At 71.1% G+C, this 20,432-nt stretch carries 19 protein-coding genes; 9 read left to right on the plus strand and 10 right to left on the minus strand.

Annotated elements, in window-relative coordinates; all coding sequences use genetic code 11:
- Window positions 1-81: 81 nt before the first annotated feature.
- The 3 genes from FB453_RS16215 to FB453_RS16225 all read left to right on the plus strand — a co-directional run bounded on the left by FB453_RS16215 (window position 82) and on the right by FB453_RS16225 (window position 4,086).
- Window positions 82-1,287 carry a hypothetical protein gene (locus tag FB453_RS16215; protein ID WP_486480298.1) on the plus strand — a complete coding sequence of 402 codons (1,206 nt, stop codon included), beginning with the start codon at window positions 82-84 and terminating at the stop codon, window positions 1,285-1,287.
- A 180-nt stretch (window positions 1,288-1,467) separates the two neighbouring features.
- Window positions 1,468-2,634: a M23 family metallopeptidase gene (locus tag FB453_RS16220; protein ID WP_486480299.1), complete on the plus strand. Its 1,167-nt coding sequence runs from the start codon at window positions 1,468-1,470 to the stop codon at window positions 2,632-2,634.
- A gap of 66 nt (window positions 2,635-2,700) precedes the next feature.
- The gene (locus tag FB453_RS16225; protein WP_145791182.1) at window positions 2,701-4,086 is read left to right on the plus strand and encodes an N-acetylmuramoyl-L-alanine amidase; all 1,386 of its coding nucleotides are present in this window, start codon (window positions 2,701-2,703) and stop codon (window positions 4,084-4,086) included.
- 23 nt (window positions 4,087-4,109) lie between these two features.
- Here FB453_RS16225 and FB453_RS16230 read toward each other — a convergent pair whose 3' ends face one another.
- The 3 genes from FB453_RS16230 to FB453_RS16240 are packed head-to-tail and all read right to left on the minus strand — an operon-like array spanning window position 4,110 to window position 7,845.
- Window positions 4,110-4,688: a TetR family transcriptional regulator gene (locus tag FB453_RS16230; protein WP_145791185.1), complete on the minus strand. Its 579-nt coding sequence runs from the start codon at window positions 4,686-4,688 to the stop codon at window positions 4,110-4,112.
- 50 nt (window positions 4,689-4,738) lie between these two features.
- Complete coding sequence (locus FB453_RS16235) at window positions 4,739-5,404, minus strand: hypothetical protein (protein WP_145791188.1); 666 nt, start codon at window positions 5,402-5,404, stop codon at window positions 4,739-4,741.
- A complete protein-coding gene (locus tag FB453_RS16240) occupies window positions 5,401-7,845 on the minus strand; it encodes a PEP/pyruvate-binding domain-containing protein (protein WP_145791190.1) in 2,445 nt (814 codons plus the stop codon). The genes FB453_RS16235 and FB453_RS16240 overlap by 4 nt, the downstream gene beginning before the upstream one ends.
- A 122-nt stretch (window positions 7,846-7,967) precedes the next feature.
- Between FB453_RS16240 and FB453_RS16245 the strand changes: the two genes are divergently transcribed.
- Both FB453_RS16245 and FB453_RS16250 read left to right on the plus strand, forming a co-directional pair.
- Window positions 7,968-8,627, plus strand: a complete 660-nt coding sequence (locus FB453_RS16245) for a M23 family metallopeptidase (RefSeq protein WP_112624843.1) — start codon at window positions 7,968-7,970, stop codon at window positions 8,625-8,627.
- A 73-nt stretch (window positions 8,628-8,700) separates the two neighbouring features.
- A complete protein-coding gene (locus FB453_RS16250; RefSeq protein ID WP_091401205.1) occupies window positions 8,701-8,931 on the plus strand; it encodes a DUF2188 domain-containing protein in 231 nt (76 codons plus the stop codon).
- A gap of 104 nt (window positions 8,932-9,035) precedes the next feature.
- Here the strand turns inward: FB453_RS16250 and FB453_RS16255 are convergent, their stop codons facing one another.
- Window positions 9,036-10,058, minus strand: coding sequence for a DUF4331 family protein (locus tag FB453_RS16255; protein WP_112624851.1), 1,023 nt, complete (start codon window positions 10,056-10,058; stop codon window positions 9,036-9,038).
- Window positions 10,059-10,228: 170 nt separating this feature from the next.
- Window positions 10,229-11,488: a family 16 glycosylhydrolase gene (locus FB453_RS16260; RefSeq protein WP_186718321.1), complete on the minus strand. Its 1,260-nt coding sequence runs from the start codon at window positions 11,486-11,488 to the stop codon at window positions 10,229-10,231.
- A gap of 23 nt (window positions 11,489-11,511) precedes the next feature.
- On the opposite strand from FB453_RS16260, the gene FB453_RS16265 reads away from it, so the two are divergent.
- Window positions 11,512-11,793 (plus strand): hypothetical protein, encoded by a 282-nt coding sequence (locus FB453_RS16265; RefSeq protein WP_145791192.1) that lies wholly within the window; start codon window positions 11,512-11,514, stop codon window positions 11,791-11,793.
- A 71-nt stretch (window positions 11,794-11,864) separates the two neighbouring features.
- Complete coding sequence (locus FB453_RS16270) at window positions 11,865-12,263, plus strand: hypothetical protein (protein ID WP_145791194.1); 399 nt, start codon at window positions 11,865-11,867, stop codon at window positions 12,261-12,263.
- An 18-nt stretch (window positions 12,264-12,281) separates the two neighbouring features.
- Here the strand turns inward: FB453_RS16270 and FB453_RS16275 are convergent, their stop codons facing one another.
- From FB453_RS16275 to FB453_RS16285, 3 genes are all read right to left on the minus strand, one after another.
- On the minus strand, window positions 12,282-13,748 hold the full coding sequence (locus FB453_RS16275; RefSeq protein ID WP_145791197.1) for an aminotransferase class V-fold PLP-dependent enzyme: 1,467 nt from the start codon (window positions 13,746-13,748) through the stop codon (window positions 12,282-12,284).
- Window positions 13,738-15,423, minus strand: coding sequence for an ABC transporter ATP-binding protein/permease (locus FB453_RS16280; protein ID WP_145791199.1), 1,686 nt, complete (start codon window positions 15,421-15,423; stop codon window positions 13,738-13,740). Before FB453_RS16280 ends, FB453_RS16275 begins: the two co-directional genes overlap by 11 nt.
- A 112-nt stretch (window positions 15,424-15,535) precedes the next feature.
- On the minus strand, window positions 15,536-16,156 hold the full coding sequence (locus FB453_RS16285; RefSeq protein WP_112585405.1) for a TetR/AcrR family transcriptional regulator: 621 nt from the start codon (window positions 16,154-16,156) through the stop codon (window positions 15,536-15,538).
- Between the two features lie 68 nt (window positions 16,157-16,224).
- Between FB453_RS16285 and FB453_RS16290 the strand changes: the two genes are divergently transcribed.
- Window positions 16,225-16,941, plus strand: a complete 717-nt coding sequence (locus tag FB453_RS16290) for an SDR family oxidoreductase (RefSeq protein ID WP_145791201.1) — start codon at window positions 16,225-16,227, stop codon at window positions 16,939-16,941.
- A gap of 186 nt (window positions 16,942-17,127) precedes the next feature.
- On the opposite strand, the gene FB453_RS16295 is transcribed toward FB453_RS16290, so the two are convergent.
- Together FB453_RS16295 and FB453_RS16300 are read right to left on the minus strand one after the other, a co-directional pair.
- The gene (locus FB453_RS16295) at window positions 17,128-18,003 is read right to left on the minus strand and encodes an alpha/beta fold hydrolase (protein ID WP_186718323.1); all 876 of its coding nucleotides are present in this window, start codon (window positions 18,001-18,003) and stop codon (window positions 17,128-17,130) included.
- On the minus strand, window positions 18,000-18,584 hold the full coding sequence (locus tag FB453_RS16300; protein WP_145791206.1) for a TetR/AcrR family transcriptional regulator: 585 nt from the start codon (window positions 18,582-18,584) through the stop codon (window positions 18,000-18,002). Before FB453_RS16300 ends, FB453_RS16295 begins: the two co-directional genes overlap by 4 nt.
- 134 nt (window positions 18,585-18,718) lie before the next feature.
- Here FB453_RS16300 and FB453_RS16305 point away from each other — a divergent pair, with 134 nt between their 5' ends.
- Window positions 18,719-19,897, plus strand: a complete 1,179-nt coding sequence (locus FB453_RS16305) for an alcohol dehydrogenase catalytic domain-containing protein (RefSeq protein WP_145791207.1) — start codon at window positions 18,719-18,721, stop codon at window positions 19,895-19,897.
- The last annotated feature ends 535 nt before the right edge of the window (window positions 19,898-20,432 follow it).

Here is a 20,432-nt window from a genome sequence, read left to right on the forward strand (position 1 = left end):
CTTGGCGCGGACAGCATTCCGTCATGTCCGATTCCGCCCCGCAGCCATCGCCGTTCATCGACGTTCCTGCCCTCCATCGCCATGAACCGCAACGGCCACGTCGCAGTGGTCTGGGAGGACGACCGGGACGGCACCGCCCCGCAGGACGACACCCGCAGCGAGGTCTACCTGCGGCTGTTCCGCGACGGCACCCCCGCCTACGAGCTGAAGCTCTCCACCGGGGGGACCAGCGGGGCCGCCTGGCGGCACCTCAGCCCCGACGTCGGGCTCGACGACCGGGGCAACGCCGTGGTGGTCTGGGCCGCCGACGGTGACGGCAACGGCGTCTACAACATCCAGTACCGGGTGGTGTCGCCCGCCGGCGCGGTGCTCGGCTCGGGGCAGGCCAATGCCAGCGACGCCGGGCAGCAGATCTGGCCAAAGGTGGCGGTCGACCCGGACGGCGCGCCCACCAACGCCGCCGCCGTCGGCTTCACAGTGGTCTGGGAGGACGTGCAGGGCACCGCTCCCGCCACCGTCAAGGCCGCCGGCTTCACCGCCGCCACCACCAAGGCGTACGAGGTGACGGCCTCGCAGGCGACGGGCGCGCACCACCGTCCCGACGTCGCGGTGTCCGCGTCCGGCGAGGCGCTGGTGGTCTGGGACGAGGACGCCGACGCCAACGGCTCGTACAACATCGGGCTGACCCGGCTGGCCCGGTCCAACGGCGCCGTGGCGCTGTCGCGGCGGACGGCCAACGCCCAGAGTGGGGGGCAGCAGCAGCGTGCCTCGGTGGCGGCGAACTTCGCCGGTGACTTCACAGTCGGGTGGGAATCTGACCACACCGGCACCCGGGGTGTCTCGGCCCGATCGTTCACCGCTGCGGGCACGGCCCGGCACGACGAGGTTCCGGTCTCCACCGGCACCGGCGCCATCGCCCCCGGGGTCGGCATCGACGACCAGGACAACGTGGTGGTGGGCTGGACGGTGTCCGGCGCCAACCCGGACGTCTGGGCGCGCGGCCTCAACCCGGACGGCACGTCCACCGGCCGACTGGCGGCCCAGGCGCTGAGCCAGACCACGACGGGTCGGCAGGAGCACTTCGCGGTCGCCGCGTCGCCCTGGGGTGAGGTGAGCGTCTGCTACACCGACGACAACGACGGCAACTCCTTCGACCAGGTGCTCCTCGGCCTGGGGACGACGAACTCCACCTGGCTGATGTCCGCCGACGAGCTGCGCCGACTGAAGGCGCGGGCCACCACGGCACGGACGGATCCGAGTGTCGGCGAACGAAATCAGACGATGTAGGAAACCTTCGCTGAGCGCGTTGACTTCGACGGTTTACTACACAACAATCAGCTTCAATATTTATGCCGATCTCTTGAACCTGGCAGTCGCCGCTGCTCAGGCCCGCCGGCACTGCACCCCTCAGCGGCCACGGGCTCTGCATCAAGCCGGTCCGAGACCCCAATCGAAAGTGAGGGCACGATGAGAAACGGTCGACGATTGGCCGGCGGCGTCGCCGCGGCCCTGTTGATGGTCACGAGCCTGATCGGGGCCACCCCCAGCGCCGCCTCCGCGGCCGTGACCCCCACGCTCACCGCTGCGGTGACCGCCAAACTGCTCGGCACCGCCGAGCTGTCCGCCGCCGATGCGCAACCGGAGACCCGGATCACCGTCAGCCGCACCAGCGGCCGGTGGGCGTTCGGCACCGCCGTCGCGCTCGCGCCCCGACAGGAGGACGCCCACCCGACCGGGTCGATCTTCATCGCCCGGTCCGAGCCCGCCGGGTGGCGGATCGCCTTCGACGGCGAGGCCGCCTTCGGTGCGCTGGCCGCCGAGTCGCCCCTGATGACAAGCCAGGAGAAAGGCGTGCTCACCACCACCCCCACCCCGATGTACGCGGGCGGGGACTACCGGACCGGTATGGCCCTGCCGTTCGGTGTGGGCCAGACGTGGACGCTCACCAGCGGCCCGCACGGCTGGGGTGGGACCGAGTCGCCGTACAGCTCGGTCGACCTGGCCGGTGGTGACCAGGTGGTCCGGGCCACCCGCGCCGGAGCGGCGTACACGATGTGTCAGGGGTGGATCCGGGTCATTCACGACCGGGGCTACTCGACCGACTACTACCACCTGTGGAACAGCATCTCCGTCAACGGCGCCAGCGTCGGCCAGGGCGCCGTCCTGGGCAACACCGGCACCGACGTCACCTGCGGCGGAGCCGCCTACGGCCGGCACGTCCACTTCGGGCTCCGGCAGAACAGCGCGTACGTGCCGATCGCCGGCCACGACATCGGCAAGTGGGTACTGGCCAACGGCGCCGCCGCGTACCAGGGCGGGGCGCGGCACGGGTCGGCCTGGGCCGGTGCCGGCGGCGGCCTGTACAACTACGGCGCGCTCGGCTTCAACCAGGGGGTGGTCGACGCGAACGGCGGCGGGGCGCTCACCCGACGTGCCGGGCCGGGGACCGGCTACGGCTCGCTGGGCTCGGTGGCCGACGGCGCCACAGTCACCATCTCCTGCTCCGCCAACGGCACCTCCCACACCGGCCGGTACGGCACCACGGCGCTCTGGAACCGGTTGAGCGACGGCAGTTGGGTGTCCGACGCCTACCTGTCGACCGGTGTGAACGGTCCGATCAACGGCTGGTGCTGACGAGGTTCATCCCTGTGGGTTGGCGGCCCACCGGCCGCCAACCCACAGTCACCGCAAGGAGGGCTCATGTCCGTTCGCACCTTCCACGGAGGCCGGTTCCTGCTCGCCCTGACCACCGCCCTGACCGCCGCCCTGACCGGAGTCGTCGCGGTCGTGTCACCGGCTGTCGCCGACCCCGGTGGGACGCCGGCGCCGGCCGCCCCGCTGGCCGTCGCGTTCGACACCGCCGCCGCGCGGTACGACGTGCCACGCGACCTGCTGGTGGCGCTGGGGTACGCCGAGTCGCGGCTGGACATGCACGCCCGCACACCAAGCGCGGCGGGCGGTCACGGGCTGATGCACCTGGCGAGCGCCCCCGGCGTGCGCACCCTGGACGAGGCTGCCGCGCTCACCCGGCTCAGTCCGGCCGCGCTGCGGACCGAACCCGCGGCGAACGTGCTCGGGGCGGCGGCCGTGCTGCGCTCGTACGCCGATCAGGCCGGCCTCACCGCCGCGACGCGCGACGACGTGAACGGTTGGTACGGAGCGGTCGCCCGGTACGGCGGCGCCAGCGAGGCGTCGGTCGCGCGGCTCTACGCCGACACCGTCTACGACCTGCTGCGGGCTGGGTTCACCGGGCGCGGCGAGGCGGTGGCAGGGCGACCGGTCGCGCCCCGGCGGGGTGGCCTGGAGCGGGCCGTTGTGCTCGGCGGGATCGGCACCCTGAGCACCGACTACGGGCCGGCCGCGTGGGCGCCGGCCAGCACGAGCAACTACACGGTGGCCAGTCGACCGGGCAGTCACCCGGTCAACCGCATCGTCATCCACCTGACGCAGGGCTCGTACGCCGGCGCTGTCAGCTGGTTCCAGAACCCGGCCGCGCAGGCCAGCGCGCACTACACCTTCCGCTCCTCCGACGGGGCCGTCACCCAGTCGGTGCGGGAGAAGGACATCGCCTGGCACGCCGGCAACTGGACCTACAACACCGAGTCGATCGGCATCGAGCACGAGGGGTTCGTCGACAATCCCGTCTGGTTCACCGACGCGATGTACCGCGCCTCGGCCGCGCTCACCCGCAGCCTCGCCACGAAGTACGGCATTCCCAGGGACCGGGCGCACATCATCGCCCACCGTGAGGTGCCCGGTGCCACCCACACCGACCCGGGCCCGAACTGGAACTGGACCTACTACATGCAGTTGGTGAACGGGATCACCGGCATCGGCTCCGGCGCGGTGACCACCGAGGCGTCCAGCCTCAACGTGCGCTCCGGCCCCGGCGCCAGCTATCCGGTCGTCGGCTCGGTCGCCGACGGCGCCACCGTCGCCGTCTACTGCCAGGCCGTCGGCAGCACGGTCACCGGCCCGTACGGCACGACCGCCGTGTGGAACCGGATCGGCACCAACCGCTACGTCTCGGACGCCTTCGTGCTGACCGGCTACGACGGGTACATCCCGAACGTGCCGCGCTGCTGAGGGCGCGGTACGACCGCGACCGCTCAGGCGGCCGCCGACGAGCCGAAGAGCAGGTCCAGCTGGGCGTCCAGCGCGCCCAGCGCCTGCTCGGCGGTGTACTGCCCGCCCAGCAGGTAGACGCCCAACCCCTCCATCAACGCGAGCAGGCCGGCCCCCTCGGCGGTGTCTCCGCTGGGCAGGACGCTGGCGATGAAGCTGGTCAGCTGCATGGTGTCGGCCCGCAGGCCGGTCGCGGACGCCGGTCGTACCGCGGTGTAGGCGAGGAATGCCAGTGCCACCCGCCCGTCGTCACGGGTGCGGTCGTCGAGCGGCAACAGCGCCGCGATCAATGTGCGCAGCAGCAGCCGGGGGGCGGGGTTCTCGCCCAGCCGCGCCAGGGCCTCGGTGACCCGGGCCTGGCCACGCTCGCGGACCACCGCCATCGCGAACGCCATCATCTCGTCCTTGGTCCGGAAGTAGTGCTGGACCATCCCGGCGGACACGCCGGCCGCGGCAGCCACGTGTCGGAGGCTGACGGCCTCCAGGCCCTGATCCGCGGCGACCCGCATCAGCGCATCCGCGATGAGGGTGCGTCGCTCCTGGTGATCGACCTTCTTGGGCATGGCCTCGATCGTTTCACAGTGGGTGGCCCGGAGATTCCGCCAGCGCGGCGTCACCGGCTGACGGTCTGGCTCACCGGAGTGCCCCGCGCACTGCGCAGCAGGCCGTCCGGGTCGTCGGCGTACAGTCGCAGCTCGTTGACCGGCGTGGACCCGGCCTTCGGCAGGTCGAAGGTCAGCGGCCGACGCAACAGGACGTCGATGCTGGTCTGGCTGCCGACCGAGATGGACACCACCCGGCGGTCGCCCTCCTGCTCGACCTGCACCGATCTGCTCGACGGCAACGATCGGTAGCGCTTGCGCAGCGCCTCGACGTCCGTCCACGGGATCCAGATGTCGACGCCCCAGCTGAGCCGCACCCGCAGGCCCCGGTCGCCCACGACGTGGGGGTGGATCGTCATGCTGGCGAACAGGCCGATCATCCAGAGCAGACCCCAGATGCCGAGGCCCAGCACGATCCAGCGGGCGGGCCGCCACGGCACCACGTGGGTGACCACCACGTCGAAGATCGGGATCTCCACGACCGACAGGCCGATGAAGATGCCCAGGATCGGCTTGACCACGCCGAGGTAGCCGAACGGCTCGTCGCCGGGCCCCAGCGGCAGTGGACGACGCCGCGCCCACACGTACAGGCTGCGCCACGTCGCGGCCTCGGCCTCGGCCGCCCGACGCAGCAGCGGGCCCACTCGCGCCCTGGTCGGTGTCTTCGTGTCGGTCATGGTCGTCCTTCCTGCTCGGGGGCCGACGGTTCGTGCAGCGTGACGGTTCCGGCGCTGCCGTCCACTGTGACGAGCTGCCCGGTGGTGATGGTCCGGGTGGCGTCCGGCACGCAGATGACGGCGGGAATGCCGTACTCACGGGCCACCGTCGGGCCGTGCGCCATGATCGCGCCGGTCTCGGTGACCAGCGCCGCCGCGGTGAGGAACAGCGGGGTCCAGCCAGGGTCCGTGGTCGCGGCCACCAGGACTTCGCCGGGCTCGACGTGAGCGGTGCCCGGGTCGTGCACCACCCGGGCGGGGCCGGTCACCCGGCCCGCCGACGCACCCACTCCGGCGAGCGTCCCGTCGCCCGTCGATGCCGCCGGCAGGACGGTCTCCACATCCGTACCGTCGGAGAGCAGTGCCACCGGGACCGTCCGACGCCGCAGCTCCCGGCGGTGCACGGCCCGTCGGGCGGTGACGGTGCCGCGCAGATCAACACCCTGGTGTACGACTGTGTGCACCTCGTCGAGGGTCAGGAACATGATGTCGTCGGGCTGGTCCAGCGACCCGCGGGCGTGCAGATCGGCGCCGATGAGCAGCAGTTGGCGACGGGTCTCGCGCAGCGGGTACAGCCCGGCGAACTTGCCGGCCTCACGCAGGCCGGCCAACGACCGCGCCCGGCGCAACAGGAAACCGGCGATCCAGCCCCGGACCGGCCGTCGGCGGCGAGCTCGGGTGACCAGTTCCTCCAGCGCTGTCTCGGCCGCCGAGGCGGCCCGCTGAAAGCGCTGGTCGGGACCCTGTTGCGGATCGGTGACCCGCAGGTAGTTGGCGACCGCGGCGAAGACCGGCGTGGGGTCCTCCGCCCAGCGCGGCACCCCGAGGTCGACTTCGGCGACGCCCCGGTGCCCGTAGACGTCCAGGAAGGCCGCCATGCCGATGTCGGGCAGCGTCCCGCGCAGGTGGCGTACGGCCAACTCGGCCGGCGGGGTGTCGAGGAGGAGTTGGCGGTGCTCGCCCACGCCCTGGGCGAGCCGCCACAGGGCCAGGTCCATCTCGATGGTGACGTTGTGCGGCATGCCGCCGAGCACGGTGTGGATCTCGTCCGGGCCGGCGACGCCCTTGAGCAGCGCGGTCGGCAGGGCGGCGGCGAGCATCCCGGCGACGATCGGCCACATGATCGCGTCGGCGCTGTCATCGGCGTCGTCGTCGTCCTGCGCCTGCACGAAGCGCAGCCGGTCCGCGGTGGTACGCAGGTCGGCGGGGGCGGCGGAGCTTACCCTCAGCTGCTCGATCGCCTCGAACATCCGGGTCCGCGTCGCCTCGGGACGGGCCAGCGCCCGCAGGATCCCCACCACCGCGCGGCGGGCCGTCCGCAGCGACGCGGCCCCCGGTGCCCCACCGCGCCGGGCGCCGCCGCTGGTCGGGGCGAACCGGGGATCGGCCAGCACGTGCTGCATCACCGCCTGGGCGCGCGGCCCGAAGTCGACCGCCAAAAGCTTCACCAGTCGCTTGCGGGACGACCGGTCGCGCGCGAGGTCGGTCAGGTCGCCGTAGAGGCGGCCGCCGATGTCGACGATCTCGACCCGCACCCCGAGCGCGGCGAGCATCGCGGCGATCTGCGTCCGCAGGGTCGACATGCCCATCGGGGTCACCGGTTGCAGCATGCCCTGGACGTGCCCGAACTCCAGGTAGACGCGGGGGAGGGGCTTCTCGCTGAGCGGCGGGGCGGGGAACAGGCTGGTGATCGGCCGGGACTGGAGGAGCCACAGGACGTCGTCAGCGTCGATGGCCCACTCGACATCCTGCGGGCAGCCGAAGTGGGCCTGCAACCGCTCGCCGGTGGCGCGGAGGCGGGCCAGCTGCGTGGACGTCAGGCATCCGGCCTCGGTGCGCGTGACGTCGTCGAGGATGTAGTGGTCGACGGCTGCGGCGCCGTCCACCACTGTCGTGCCGAGGCCGGCAGCGGCGTCGACGGCCATCTCGTCGCGGCGCCCGGTCAGCGGGTTCGCGGTGAACAGCACTCCGGCCACCGTGGGTGCAACCATGCGCTGCACGACGACGGCCATCCGCACCGTTTGGTGATCGATGCCCCGGGCGTCGCGGTAGGCGGTCGCGCGGTCGCCGTGCAGCGAGGCCCAGCATTTCTCGATGGCGGCGATCAGCTCGGCGGTGCCGGTGACGTCGAGGACGGTGTCCTGCTGCCCGGCGAAGCTCGCGTCCGGCAGGTCCTCGGCTGTGGCGCTGGAGCGCACCGCCACCGGGCCCGCGCCGAGCCGCTGGTACGCGGCGACGACCTCGGCCGTGGGGACGACGCCGAGCCGGTGTGCCTCAGTGGTCACGCAGAAACCGTCGGGGACCCGCTCGCCGTGCCGGATCAGCTCGCCCAGCCCGGCCGCCTTGCCGCCGACCAGGGCGGCCGTCTCGGCGGTCACCTCGGACAACGCGATCACGTGCATGGCAGCCCACTCTCGTTGCAATACAACTGCATTGCATCTGACGATATCCCCTTTGCGATGCGACTGCAATGTCACCGCTGCGGGTGCGCCACCTCGGGATCGGAACGTTGCCGGGATCTGCCATGCTCGGGCCGGTGACGACCGGCCGCCCGACCAGAGCCCGTTCCCACCGCCGCCCTCGAAGCCGCGCCATCCGCGTCCTCCTCGCGCTCGTCGCGGCGGCGGCCGTTCTGGGCGTCGCGGTGGTCGCGGTGCCGATGCTGCGACCGGCCGGGCCGCGCCCGCTCTTCCAGATGCCGGTGACCTGCGGCGAGACGTGGCAGCTCAGCACCTACCCCGGTCACGACGACTACGACGTCGATTTCTTCCCGACCGAGGGCGAGACGTGGGGGCGGCCGGTGCTCGCGTCGTACGCCGGCACGGTCACCGTGGCGGGCATCAACGGCTCGCTGGGTGGTCGGAACCCGGAGAACCCGGATGGCCCACGGGGGCGTGGCGGCGGCTACTGGGTGAAGATCGACCACGGCGGCAAGTGGGAGACGCAGTACCTGCACATGCTCGAACCGCCGCTGGTCACCGTCGGTCAGAAGGTCGCCCAGGGTGACCAGATCGGGCGGCTCGGCAGCACCGGCAACTCCGGAGCCCCCCACCTGCACTACGAGCAGCGCCGCGGCTGGGACAAGGTCGAGACCCACTTCGACGGCACGCCGTCGGGCATCACCACCGACGAACGCGAGCAGATTCTGCGGCGGGTGAGCAACAACTGCCCGGCTGTCTCCTGAGGACCCCAGTTTGCCCGGCGCGGCTCGGGGGCACTGATTCGGGGGACAGCGCAGACGCAGGGAGGAGCCGGTCATGGCCAAGGGCGACGTCGACACGTACCACGAGGACGGGCAGTGGAAGAACAAGCCGGAGGGCCAGGAGCGGGCCAGCAGTACGCATGACGTGAAGGCCGACGCGCAGGCCCAGGGCCGCGAGATGGCGGCCGACCGCGGCGTCGAACACGTGATCAAGAAGCAGGACGGCACGATCGGGGAGAAGAACACCTACCCCCGCAGCCGTGACCCTCGGGACATCGAGGGCTGACAGCTTCCAGTCTCAGCGGACCGACCTCCCCGGCGTGACCGTGGGGGTCGGTCCGCTTTTACGCCGTCGGGGACCGTGCCGGCCGCCGAGCCCCGCGAGCGGATTCAGGCCGCGACCACGTACGGGAACGTGGCGGAACGGGCGGCCTTGGTGACCTCCGAGGTGAGGCCCGACGTGGTGCCGGTGTTGAGGACCAGGGAGAACATCACCTCGGGCACGTTGTCGGCCAGGGTGCGCCCGTTGCGGACCGCGAAGCCGAAGTTCGCGGCCGTGCCGACCTTGTACGAGAGCAGGTCGGGGTAGAGCTGCCGGGCGACGCTCCAGCCGTACGCCTGCGGGTCCGGTGCGGTGCCGTTCGCCTTGACCACCCCGGCGACCGCGTTCGCGATCTCCTCCCCGCCCTCGGTGAGGTCGTTGCTGGGGTGCCGGAAGTTGGCGGGGTCGGAGAAGTCGGTGTCGTGGGGCCAGAAGATCGGCCACATCATGGGGTGGCCGGCGCGGTTGATCTGGCGCCATCCGCCGGCGTCGGTGGCCAGCATGGTGCGACACCACACGCCGATCTCGGTGCCGTCGCGCAGCAGTGGCTCGTCGTGGGAGACCTCGAGGACGATCGACTCGACTGTGGTGCCGGCGAAGCTGTTCTTGGCCTGGTCGGCTCGCCACGCCGAGCGGTCCACAGGCGAACCGTTCTTGACCGCGCCGTTGATGGTGGCGAGTTCGTCGAGGTCGATGAAGAAGGGGTCGGTGATCCGGCCGGCCCAGATCCGGACGTTGCCGCCGGTCGTCACCTCGCCGGTTCGCCCCTCGGCGATGGGGGTGCCCATCGCGGCGTCGTCGCGGGCGTCCGCTCCGGTGAGCTCGTACAACTGGAGGGCCTGCCGGGCGTCACCGTCCAGCTCGCCGAAGGCGAACCGGTAGGTCAGGTCCTCCACCTCGGCGCCGTTGATGTGAATCTTGATCTCGTAACGCGCCTCGGCGTGGAAGCCGCGCTTGATGTCGGCCTTGGTCACCGAGCTGTTGACGTCCATGACGAACACCGTGGCGCGGTCACCGTTGAAGACGAACAGGTCGTCGATGTACAACTGGCCGCCCTGGGCGGCCAGGGGCGTATCGAGGTGGTGCGACATGAGCTCACTCCCGGAACTGCCGGATTCTGGACTAATCCGAACATAGTGGGCATGAGCCTGGCCTCCTCGCCCATCGAGTTAATCCGGTTCGAGGAGGTGGGCGGGGGCTCCAACGGCCGTGGGCCGCCCGAGTTCCTCCTCGGACGGCCCACGCCTTTGTGCTCGGGTGATCAGATGCGAGACCACTTCTGGTTGGCGGCGCCGAGGCAGTCCCACAGGTGCAGCTTGCCGCCGTTGTTGGGGTTGGCCTCCCGTACGTCCACGCACTTGTTGGCGTTGAGGTTGACCAGGTCGCCGGAGGCGTTGAGGGTGAAGCGTTGCGCGGTGTTGCCGTTGCAACTGACCAGGTTGACCTCGGTGCCGTTGGCGGTGCCGGCCCAGGCCGGGTCCATGCACTTGCCCATCGCGCGGACGGTCCCGTCGGAGGCGAAGGTCCAGCTCTGGGCCGCCGTGGTGTTGCAGTCCCAGATCTGGAGTTTGGCACCCTCTACCGGGTTGGCGCCGGGGATGTCGATGCAGCGACCGCTCTGCGCGCCCCGGATCCGGTTGGTGCCGGGGGTCGGGTCGCCCCCGCCACCCGAGGTGTAGCTGGACACCCGGACGTAGTCGACGAGCATCTGCTGCGGGAACTGGGTCGAGCCGTCCGGGTAGCCGGGCCAGTTACCACCGACCGCCACGTTGAGGATCATGAAGAAGGGGTGGTCGAACACCCAGCGGTTGCCGCCGAGCCGAGCGGGATCGACCCGGTGGTACTGCACCCCGTCGACGTACCAGGTGATGACGTTCGGCTCCCAGTCCACCCGGTAGGTGTGGAAGGTGTCGGCGAGCGGCGCGCCAAGGGTGCGGCTGCCCGTGATGCCGCCGCCGCCGGAGTAGCCGGGCCCGTGCACCGTGCCGTAGACGGTGTTGGGCTCCCGCCCGATGTTCTCCATGACGTCGATCTCGCCAGCGTCGGGCCACCCGCCGCCGGTGCCGAGCATCCAGAAGGCCGGCCAGATGCCCTGACCACGCGGGATCTTGATCCGGGCCTCGAACCGCCCGTACGTCTGGGTGAAGGTGGCCGCCGTCAGCAACCGCGCCGACGTGTACTCGCAGCGCCCGTAGTGGCACTGGTAGTTGGCGGGATTGTCCCGGCGGGCGGTGATGACCAGGTTGCCCTGGCCGTCGTGGACGGCGTTGCTGGTGCTGTTCGTGTAGTACTGCCGCTCGTTGTTGCCCCAGCCGCCACCGCCGATGTCGAACCGCCACTTGTTCTGGTCGACGGGCGTGCCGGCGGGGGAGTTGAACTCGTCCTGCCAGCTGATGGGGCCGATGGCGGCCTCGGCCCGGTCGGGGTGCGCCGGGACGACGAGCGCCGTCGCGATCGCGACGAGGGCGGCCGCCAGCAGTACGAGGGGGCGGAAGCGGAGGCTGGGCCGGGCTGTGAACACGGGAGGCTCCTCAGCTTGGGGTGGTGGAGGCGTTTTACCAGGATAGAGAGCGCTCTCTAAAGCGAAGCATGTCGATATCATGTCTTTCTGTCAAGAGTGTTTCCAATATCACGACCGTCCGTTACCGCCCGATGCTGAGCAGTGAGCGCGGAGCGCCGACGCCGGTCGTCGCCGTCGCATTGCTCGATGCCTCCGAGATGGACGACGCCGACCCATCGAAAGAGTTCGGCGCGGTCGAGCGTTACTCGATAGCGGTCGAATCGACCCTTCCTATTGCCGTGGGGCGTCCACGCGGGACAGGATGACGAGGCGTGCCGGAAACTTTCCCGTAACCTGCGCGCTGCTGGTCTCTGTCACAAGGAAGTGGGAGTCAGTCATGAGCGAGGCGTCGACGGCGCTGGGTGTGCGCCTCTACCCGGATCTGGTCGAGCGGGGTGGCCTGGCCCCCGCGCTGATCGAAACTGCTGCCCGCCACGGGCTCGACGTCGGCCGGGTGACCGCGCCGGAGCAGGGGCGGGCCCGGTTCACCTGCGCCGAGCTGCACTCCGACGAGGGCGTGGTCTGCGTGGGGCTGGGGTCGCAGGCCCGGTACTTCATGATTGACCTGCGCGTCGCGGGAGAGGTTCTTGCCCGCGGTGACGTCATGGACCTGGTGCAGGTCGCCCAGGTGGCCGCAGCCTGGCGGGCCGGCCTGACGTTCGCCGAGCTGACCGCCCGGTTCCCGTTCATGGAGGAGATCAAGCACCGCCCGGCGCCGGTGGCCCAGGTCAGCTAGTCGGCCTGGTCGGGCAGGTCAGCAGCGCAGCCGAGGTGGCAGAGGTGACTCCGCACCGGCACTCCGGTTGAGGTAGGTCGACTGGACGAAGTCGACGAGGCGCTCCGCGTCGGTCGCATTCGAGGCCAGGCCGAACGAGACGCGGACCGCGCCGCCCGTCGGTAGCCCCAGCGCGGCAAGGTACTGGTCGATCGTGTCGACGCCCGCCAACAGCCGCTGCCGCATCGACGTCCGGCTCATCCCGAACGCGCCCTCGGCCGCGCCCGGGTTGCAGAAACAGCCGGTACGCAGGGAGAGCCCGGCCGTTGCCGCCTCACGCGCCACGAGCCGTTCGTCGACCAGCGTGCCGTCCGGGTGGCGGAGGTTGAAGGTCACCGTGCCACCGCGCCCCGCACCCGTCGTCGGCCCGTACACCTGGACCAGCGGCCCGCCGGTGTCGTGCCGCAGGGTGGCCAGCCGCTCCAGCAGCCACTCGGTGAGCAGGCCGACCCGGGAGTGGACGAGGTCCACGCCGATCGAGTCGAGCCAGCGCAACCCGAACTCCACGTCCGGAATGCTCAGGAAGTTGAGCGTGCCGTCCTCGAACGCCGACTCGTCGTCCATCGGCCGGTGCCAGTCGCCCTGCACGCTCACCGCGCGGATCGTGCCGCCGGCGAACCACGGCCGACGCAACCGGGCCAGCGCCGAACGGCGAGCCAGCAGCGCGCCGACCCCGGTGGGGTAGCCGAAGAGCTTGTACCAGCTCAGGCAGACGAAATCCGGCCGGACGACGCTGAGGTCCAGCCGGTTCGTCGGCGCGAAGGCGGCCGCGTCGAGCAGCACGTCGTAGCCGCGCTGGTGGGCCAGCTTCACCCAGCCCAGCGGGTGCTGCACCCCGGAGAAGTTGCTCTGCGCCGGAAAGGCGAACAGCCCGCGCCGACCGGGCCGACCCCACCGACGGGCCAGGCTGCCTCGGCCAGCGTCCAGCGCCGCGACCAGGTCCGACTCGGCGACCCGCAGCTCCGGCCCGTTCAGCGGCAGATAGCGTACGGACGCGCGAGCCGACCGCGCGTACTCGCGGATGCCGTTGACCGAGTTGTGGTTGTCCCAGGTGAGCACGAGCGGCGCGGACCGGCCGAAGTCGTACGCCTCACCGACCAGCCGGCAGGCGCCGCTGGAGTTCGGGGTGAAGATGACCGCGTACTCGTCCGGGTCGGCGCGGAAGAAGTCGAGCACCGCGCGTCGCGCCGACTCCACCAGTGAGCCCGCCGCCACGCTCGTGGGGTTCTCCGAGTGGGGGTTGCTGTACAGGCCGGCGAGCAACCGGTCGTGGTGGGCGCGAACCTGCGCCTGGGCGGCCACCCCGGCTCCGGCGTAGTCGAGGTACACCTGCCCGTCGGTGTCCAGGTGTCGGTACTCGGTGGCGCGCAGCTCGTCGATCCGGCCGGTGGCGGCGTATCCCGGCAGCGCCGCGGGGGAGGCGTGCGGCGTCGGGTCAGGACGCACGACGGGGATCCCGTCGGAGCAGGACCGCCCAGGCCACGCCCAGGAAGAGCAGCACGAAACCGCCGAGCACCAGCCAGTCGACCCACACCGGCCGGGAGAAGCTGTCGCCGTACGTGGCCAGCAGCGGCGGGCCGAGCGGAGAGCCGCCGTCGCGCCAGAGCCGCTCCACCCCGGCGGTGTGTCCCAGGCCCTCGAACGCCCACCGGTTCGACATCGCGTAGCTGAGCCACTGACCGCCGACCGCCATGGCCGGCACCGGCAGAATCGCGCCGACGAACAGCACCTGTGGGAAGCAGAGCATCGGCAGCATGAGCGTCGCCTGGGCCGCGTCGGACACGGCCGCCGAGCAGAGCAGACCGAGGGCGAGCGCCGCCGCCGAGGAGAGCAGCAGGGTCGCGTACAGGGCGGCGAAGTCATCGCCGCCGACCGGCGGCAGCCGGTCCATGCCGCGCAGCACCCCGAGCAGGGCCAGGTCCACCAGGGCCAGCAGCGGCAGCAGCACCGCGACCTTCGCCAACAGGTACGGCACCAGCCGGACACCGGCGAGCCGCTCCCGGCGCAGGATCGGCAGCTCGGTGCAGATCTGGAGGAGCCCGTAGGTCAGCCCGAAGAAGAAGCCGCCGAACGCGATCCAGAACAGGATCATCACGGTCACCGTCGGGCTGGGTCTGGTCGGCTCGAACGCCCCCGGCCGGAACAGCAGCGCGAACATGCCGAGCACCATCAGCGGCGAGCCGAGCAGGATCGCCAGGGTCAGCCGGTTACGGGCGACGATCTCCGTGTTGCGCGCGGTGAGGACCGCCCACTGGCGCAGCCGGCCGACGCGCCGGGGCGGCGTCGCGGCGATGTCAGCGTCGTCGGTGGTACGGGGCGGCTGTTCGGCCGCGCGCTGCTCGGCGAAGCGATCGGGCCACTCGGCGGGTTGCGTCGCTTCGTCGAGCCGGAGGTGCACCTCGACCAGGGACCGCAGGCCGAAGAACTCCCGGGCGGCGGCCGGGGTGCCGGTGAACGCCAGCCGGCCCTGACGGGTCAGCACGACGACCCGGTCGCAATGGTCCACGTCGGTGATCTGGTGAGTGGTCAGCACGACGGTGGCACCTGTGTCGGCGAGCGCGCGGAGCACCCGGAGCAGCTCCACGGCGATCGCCGGGTCCAGTCCGGAGGTGGGCTCGTCCAGGAAGAACACGCCGGGTCGGGTGAGCAGCTCGACGGCGATGCTGGCGCGCTTGCGTTCACCGCCGCTGAGCAGGCCGACCGGCGTGGCGGCCCGGTCGGTGAGTCGCAGCTCGGCGAGCACCTCCGCGACCCGGTCACTGATCTCGGCCGGCGCGGTGGTGGAGGGCAGGCGTAGTCGGGCGGCGTACCGCAGGGTACGGGCCAGGGGCAGCTCGCGGTGGATGATGTCGTCCTGCGGGACGACACCGATGGTGCCGGCCGCGGCGGTGCCGTCGTACGTCACGGTGCCCGCCGCCGGTCGCTGTACCCCGGCGAGGATCTCCAGCAGGGTGGTCTTCCCGGCGCCGCTGGCGCCGATGATCGCGACCAGCTCACCCGGCGCGATGCTCAGGGAGATGTCGGTCAGGATCTGGCGACCGCTCCGGACGCTCTGGCCCAGCCCCTGAGCGGCGATGCCGACACCGGCACGCGGGGGAGACGTGGTCTGCTCGGTCGTCATGTCGAGTGCTCGATCCGGTCGGGTAGTGGTCCGCCTGAATATCGTGCCTCGCCGATGCTACTGAGCGGCCGAGCAGGGCGCCCAGAGTGGACGGTCAGCGACCGTCGTCCGTTCAGCCGGTGGTGGTCCGCGCCTGCGCCGGCACCTGGAGGAGATCAAGGCAGTTGCGCCACAGCGTCTCCAACTGGGTCGGGTCGTTGAGCAACTTCGCGAGCAGGACCCGACCCTCGATCTGGGCGACGATCGATCGGGCGGCCTCCCGGCTGTCGACCGCCGGGCCCGCCAGGCCGCGCTCCTTCGCCTCGACGACGACCTGCTCGATGAGGCTGATCTGCTCCTCGAAGATCTCCTGGAGCCGACCGCGGATCTCCTCGGCCTGGTTGCTGAGTTCGAGGGCGAGGTTGCCGAAGAGGCAGCCCGCGACCACGCCGGCCTTCTGCTGGCCGACGCGCTGGACCTCCTCGGTGGCCTCGAACAGGTCCCGGAGCCGCTGCAGCGGGTCGCGCTCGCTGCCGAGCAACTGCTCCCACTGGCGGCGCTGGGTGACCCAGTGCTCGTCGATGACGGCGCGGGCGAGCGCCTGCTTGGACTCGAAGAAGTAGTAGAAGCTGCCCTTCGGTACACCCGCCGCCGCGCAAATCTCGGCCACACCGAGCGCCGTGTAGCCGCGCTGCTCGATCAGCGTTGCTGCCGCGTCGAGGATCTTGTTCTTCGCGTCACTGGTTCGACCCATGCCTCGACGATACACGACCGGTCGGCTAGTTTTTAGTAGACCAGTCGTCTAGTGAAGGTGGTTCCCTCATGAACAGCAGTCAGAGCCAGAAGGTCGTTGTGATCACCGGCGCCTCCCAGGGCATCGGAGCCGACCTCGTGGCCGCCTACCGCAAGCTCGGGTACGGCGTCGTGGCGACCTCGCGCTCGATCGGCGCGTCCGGTGACCCGGAGATCGTCACGGTCCAGGGCGACATCGCCGAGGCCGACACCGCCGAGCGGGTGGTGCGTGCCGCACTGGACCGCTTCGGGCGGATCGACAGCCTGGTGAACAACGCCGGCGTCTTCGTCGCCAAGCCGTTCACCGACTACACCGACGAGGAGTTCGACCTGGTCACCGGGGTCAACCTCGCCGGGTTCTTCCACCTCACCCGGCGTGTCCTGCCGCACCTGCTGGCCGGGGGCTCGGGGCACATCGTCAGCATCACGACCAGCTTCGTCGACCAGCCCAGTTCGCACGTTCCGTCGGCGCTCGCGTCGTTGACCAAGGGCGGCCTCAGCTCCGCCACCAAGTCCCTGGCCATCGAGTACGCGGCCCGGGGCGTACGGGTCAACGCCGTCGCGCCCGGCATCATCAAGACCCCGATGCACCCGGTCGAGACGCACCAGACGCTGGCGGGCCTGCACCCGGTCGGCCGGATGGGTGAGACCAGCGACGTCGTCGACGCCGTCCTCTACCTCGAGTCCGCCCCGTTCGTCACCGGCGAGATCCTGCACGTCGACGGCGGCCAGAACGCCGGCCACTGATCCCGCCACACCGAGCGGGCCGGCACATCCCATCGATGTGGGGGGCAGGATCCGCACCGCTGGTGCGGATCCTGCCCGACGGCGACCGGTGAGACACCCCGCGCGGGGGGTACGCCCTCGTGCGCCGGTGGGTCACCGGTCGCCGCCATCGAGCCCGACCGGGTGCGTTCGATGGGCTGACGGCGGTCAGCTGTCTCGGCTGGGCCGCCGGTGCCTCGGCCGGCTCGGCCAGGCCGCCGGTTGTGCGGTGAAGAACTGCCGCAACGCGTCGGCGACCAGGGTTGGTGCCGTCATGGTCACGAAGTGCGACTGACCCGGCCAGACGACGTAGCGGACCGCTGGAATCGTCCTCGCCAGCGCGTTCATCGTGCTGGGCATCGGCTCCCAGGTGTCCGCGCCGGCCAGCAGGAGAGTCGGCACGGCGATCGAGGACCACCGGGTGATGTCCGTGCTGTCCTGTGCGAGCGCCTCCAGATCGTGCAGCCAGCCAACCGCCGAGCGGCGCGCCTCGACCGGGTCGGGCACCCGATCGCCCGCGCCGGCGGCCATCGCGGCGACGATCTCGGCCGGAACCCGCGTCACGTCGTTCAGGGCCGCTGCCATCGCGGCGGCATCGTCGCGCTGGAAGGCGGCACGGTACCGGTCGAGCAGCGGCGCGACCTGCGCCCCGGCCGCGTAGAGCGGCGGCTCGAAGATCGCCAGGGAGCGTACGTCGCGCGGATCAGCCAAGGTGGTGTGCAGCGCCACTGTCGCTCCGTAGGACGCGCCGACGAGATGGACCGGTCGGCCCGAGGATCGCCGGGCCGCCTCGATGACGGCGCGCAGATCGGCGGTCTCGTCCCGGAAGGACTTGGTGCCGGCCGGGACGTCACTGGGACCGTATCCGCGCCGGGCCGGCAGCCATACCTCGTGGTCCCGGGTCAGGTGCTCCGCGACGGTGGCCCAGGAGTGCAGCCCGCCACCCGAGCCGTGCACCAGGACGACGGGGTCTCCGACGCCCAGTCGTCGTACCACCAGGTGGGTTCCGTCGGCCGACTCGACCGACTGATCGTGGCTGCTCACTGCTGCTCCTGTTTCTGGGTCGGCCAGTTGCTCAACGTGGTGTGCACCGCGTCGAGGATCGATTGCCACGACGCGTCGACAGCACGGGGATGCCCGAAACCGTCGACCGTTTCGAGGCTCACGAAGCCGTGGAAGGTGCTGCGGACGAATCGGATGGCGTCGGTCAGGGCCGGCTCGTCGAGCCCGTACCCGCGCAGCATCGCGTAGCTCAGCTCGATCATGCGTAGGTGCCCGGCCGACCCGGTGCCGACCTCGGGCGGCAGTTGAAGCTGGGTCGCCGCGTACTGCCCGGGATGGGTGACGGCGAACGCGCGCCAGGCGTCGGCGAACCCGACCAGGGCCTGGCGACCGGCCCGCCCCGCCACCGCGATCGCGAGTGCGTCGGCGAACGTGGCCGCCGCCCGGACCGCGACGTGCTCGATCAACGCGTCCCGGCTGCGGACGTGCACGTACAGGGCCGCGTCCGAGACCCCGAAGTGCCGGGCGACGGCTGCGACGGTCAACCGGGACAGGCCGACCGAATCCGCCAGCTCGGCCGCGGCGGCCGAGACGCGCGCGCTGGTCAGACCCTGCCGTGGCATACCGAACCTTTGCTTCACTAGGAAATAACTTAGGGACCCTAAGATAGCATCGTCGTCGGCTGCCGGGTCGGGCAGGCATGAACTGCCCAGTCGGGGGAAGACCGGCCGTTCCACAGCCGAACAGGAGCGCCGGGATGAGAGCCGTCGTCTACACCGACGTCCGGACGGTCGCGGTGCGGGAGGTGCCCGACGCGACGCTGGAGGCGGAGACCGACGCGCTCGTGCGGATAACCTCCACCGCCCTGTGCGGCACCGACCTGCACATGTACGACGGACGCACCAGCGCCGAGCCCGGCCTGGTGCTCGGTCACGAACCGCTGGGCGTGGTGCAGGAGGTGGGCGCCGCGGTGCAGACCGTCCAATCGGGCACCCGGGTGGTGATCCCCACGCACCTGTTCTGCGGGACCTGTGTGATGTGTGCCCGCGGGCTCTCGGCGGCCTGCCTGCGGGCCCGGGCCGAGGGGCCGGGCGCGGCGTACGGGTACGCCGGGATGGGTCCGTACCGGGGAGCGCAGGCCGACCTGCTGCGGGTGCCGTGGGCCGACGCCAACTGCGTACCCCTGCCCGGCGAACCGGGGGACGCGTACGAGGACGACTTCGTGCTGCTGGCCGACGCGTTCGTCACCGGGTGGCACGCCGCCGCCACCCTCGCCGAGGTCGGGCCCGGTGACACCGTGGCGGTGTTCGGCGCCGGCACCATCGGCCTGCTGGGCGCCTATGCGGCGCTGCTCCGAGGCGCTCGGGTCGTGTACTCCGTCGACGGGGTCGACGCTCGACTCGACAAGGCCGGCGAGATCGGCGCCGTGCCGATCGACTTCCGCCGGGGCGATCCGGTCGAGCAGATCCGGGCCGACCGGGCCCGGGGAGGGTTGCCGCTCGGCGAGGAGAAACTGGGCGGTGTCGACAAGGTCATCGACGCGGTCGGGTTCCAGGCCCGCGACCGGGAGCACCCCGACCGGGAGCGTCCGAACCAGGTCATTGCCGACGCGGCCCGGCTGGTCAACGCCGCCGGCGCGATCGCGGTCGCCGGGGTGTACCCGGACCGGGATCCCCACCCCGGTCCGGGCGCGGACGGCCACGAGAACCTGGTCGCACCGTGGGGAACGCTGTTCAGCAAGGGCGTGGCGGTCCGGTTCGGTCGCACCCACGACCGCCGCTACACCGTCCTGCTGCGGGACCTGGTCGTCGCGGGCCGGGCGCGGCCCAGCGTGATCGTCACCCACCACGGCACCCTGGCCGACGCCCCCGAGCTGTATCGCCACTTCGACCGGCGGGAGCACGGGGTGATCAAGGCGGTGCTGCACCCGAGCTGACCGGCCGACGCCTCCGGCCTGCGGGTCGCGGTGTGCCGTCACGAACTGCGCATAAGGGACGTCAGGGCTCTGGTCCGTCGTACGGCGCAGGATGGTGACCATCGATGCGTGCGGTCGGTAGAGGCGTGGGTCACATCAAGCCGCCAGAGGCCTGCGGTGCGCCTCGCGTGCGGCGCTGAGCTGGTGCCCGATTCCCATCATTCGATGGCGTGACGTGTGCGCTGCGTTACCGGATGCACCGTCCCTGAGGCATCTTTCCTGGTGGGAAAGCTGCGGGAACGGCCGGGGTCGATTGGCGCGTTGTCGCAGGTAGGCGTGGGTGCTGCGGTCAGGCCTGGGGTACCGGGAGGGGCTGTCGTTGCCGCTGTGGCGGGCGAACACTGTGCGACATCTATATTACCGGATTGTTACTTTTTCAACAGTCCCTCGCCTTGCGGATGGCCCTCCGGCCGCAATACGTTGCCGTCAACAACAAAACCAAGTGAAGGTTCAACCTTCCGGAGGCAACCGATGACGTTGGCGAGGTGGTACGAGC

This window comes from Micromonospora sp. CNZ322, assembly GCF_007827755.1.

Excerpts from the sequence above, each read along its gene's own strand:
- FB453_RS16215 (WP_486480298.1), top strand. The coding sequence starts at position 82 with ATGAACCGCAACGGCCACGTCGCAGTGGTCTGGGAGGACGACCGGGAC.
- FB453_RS16220 (WP_486480299.1), top strand. The coding sequence starts at position 1,468 with ATGAGAAACGGTCGACGATTGGCCGGCGGCGTCGCCGCGGCCCTGTTG.
- FB453_RS16225 (WP_145791182.1), top strand. The coding sequence starts at position 2,701 with ATGTCCGTTCGCACCTTCCACGGAGGCCGGTTCCTGCTCGCCCTGACC.
- FB453_RS16230 (WP_145791185.1), bottom strand. The coding sequence starts at position 4,688 with ATGCCCAAGAAGGTCGATCACCAGGAGCGACGCACCCTCATCGCGGAT.
- FB453_RS16235 (WP_145791188.1), bottom strand. The coding sequence starts at position 5,404 with ATGACCGACACGAAGACACCGACCAGGGCGCGAGTGGGCCCGCTGCTG.
- FB453_RS16240 (WP_145791190.1), bottom strand. The coding sequence starts at position 7,845 with ATGCACGTGATCGCGTTGTCCGAGGTGACCGCCGAGACGGCCGCCCTG.
- FB453_RS16245 (WP_112624843.1), top strand. The coding sequence starts at position 7,968 with ATGCTCGGGCCGGTGACGACCGGCCGCCCGACCAGAGCCCGTTCCCAC.
- FB453_RS16250 (WP_091401205.1), top strand. The coding sequence starts at position 8,701 with ATGGCCAAGGGCGACGTCGACACGTACCACGAGGACGGGCAGTGGAAG.
- FB453_RS16255 (WP_112624851.1), bottom strand. The coding sequence starts at position 10,058 with ATGTCGCACCACCTCGATACGCCCCTGGCCGCCCAGGGCGGCCAGTTG.
- FB453_RS16270 (WP_145791194.1), top strand. The coding sequence starts at position 11,865 with ATGAGCGAGGCGTCGACGGCGCTGGGTGTGCGCCTCTACCCGGATCTG.
- FB453_RS16280 (WP_145791199.1), bottom strand. The coding sequence starts at position 15,423 with ATGACGACCGAGCAGACCACGTCTCCCCCGCGTGCCGGTGTCGGCATC.
- FB453_RS16285 (WP_112585405.1), bottom strand. The coding sequence starts at position 16,156 with ATGGGTCGAACCAGTGACGCGAAGAACAAGATCCTCGACGCGGCAGCA.
- FB453_RS16290 (WP_145791201.1), top strand. The coding sequence starts at position 16,225 with ATGAACAGCAGTCAGAGCCAGAAGGTCGTTGTGATCACCGGCGCCTCC.
- FB453_RS16300 (WP_145791206.1), bottom strand. The coding sequence starts at position 18,584 with ATGCCACGGCAGGGTCTGACCAGCGCGCGCGTCTCGGCCGCCGCGGCC.
- FB453_RS16305 (WP_145791207.1), top strand. The coding sequence starts at position 18,719 with ATGAGAGCCGTCGTCTACACCGACGTCCGGACGGTCGCGGTGCGGGAG.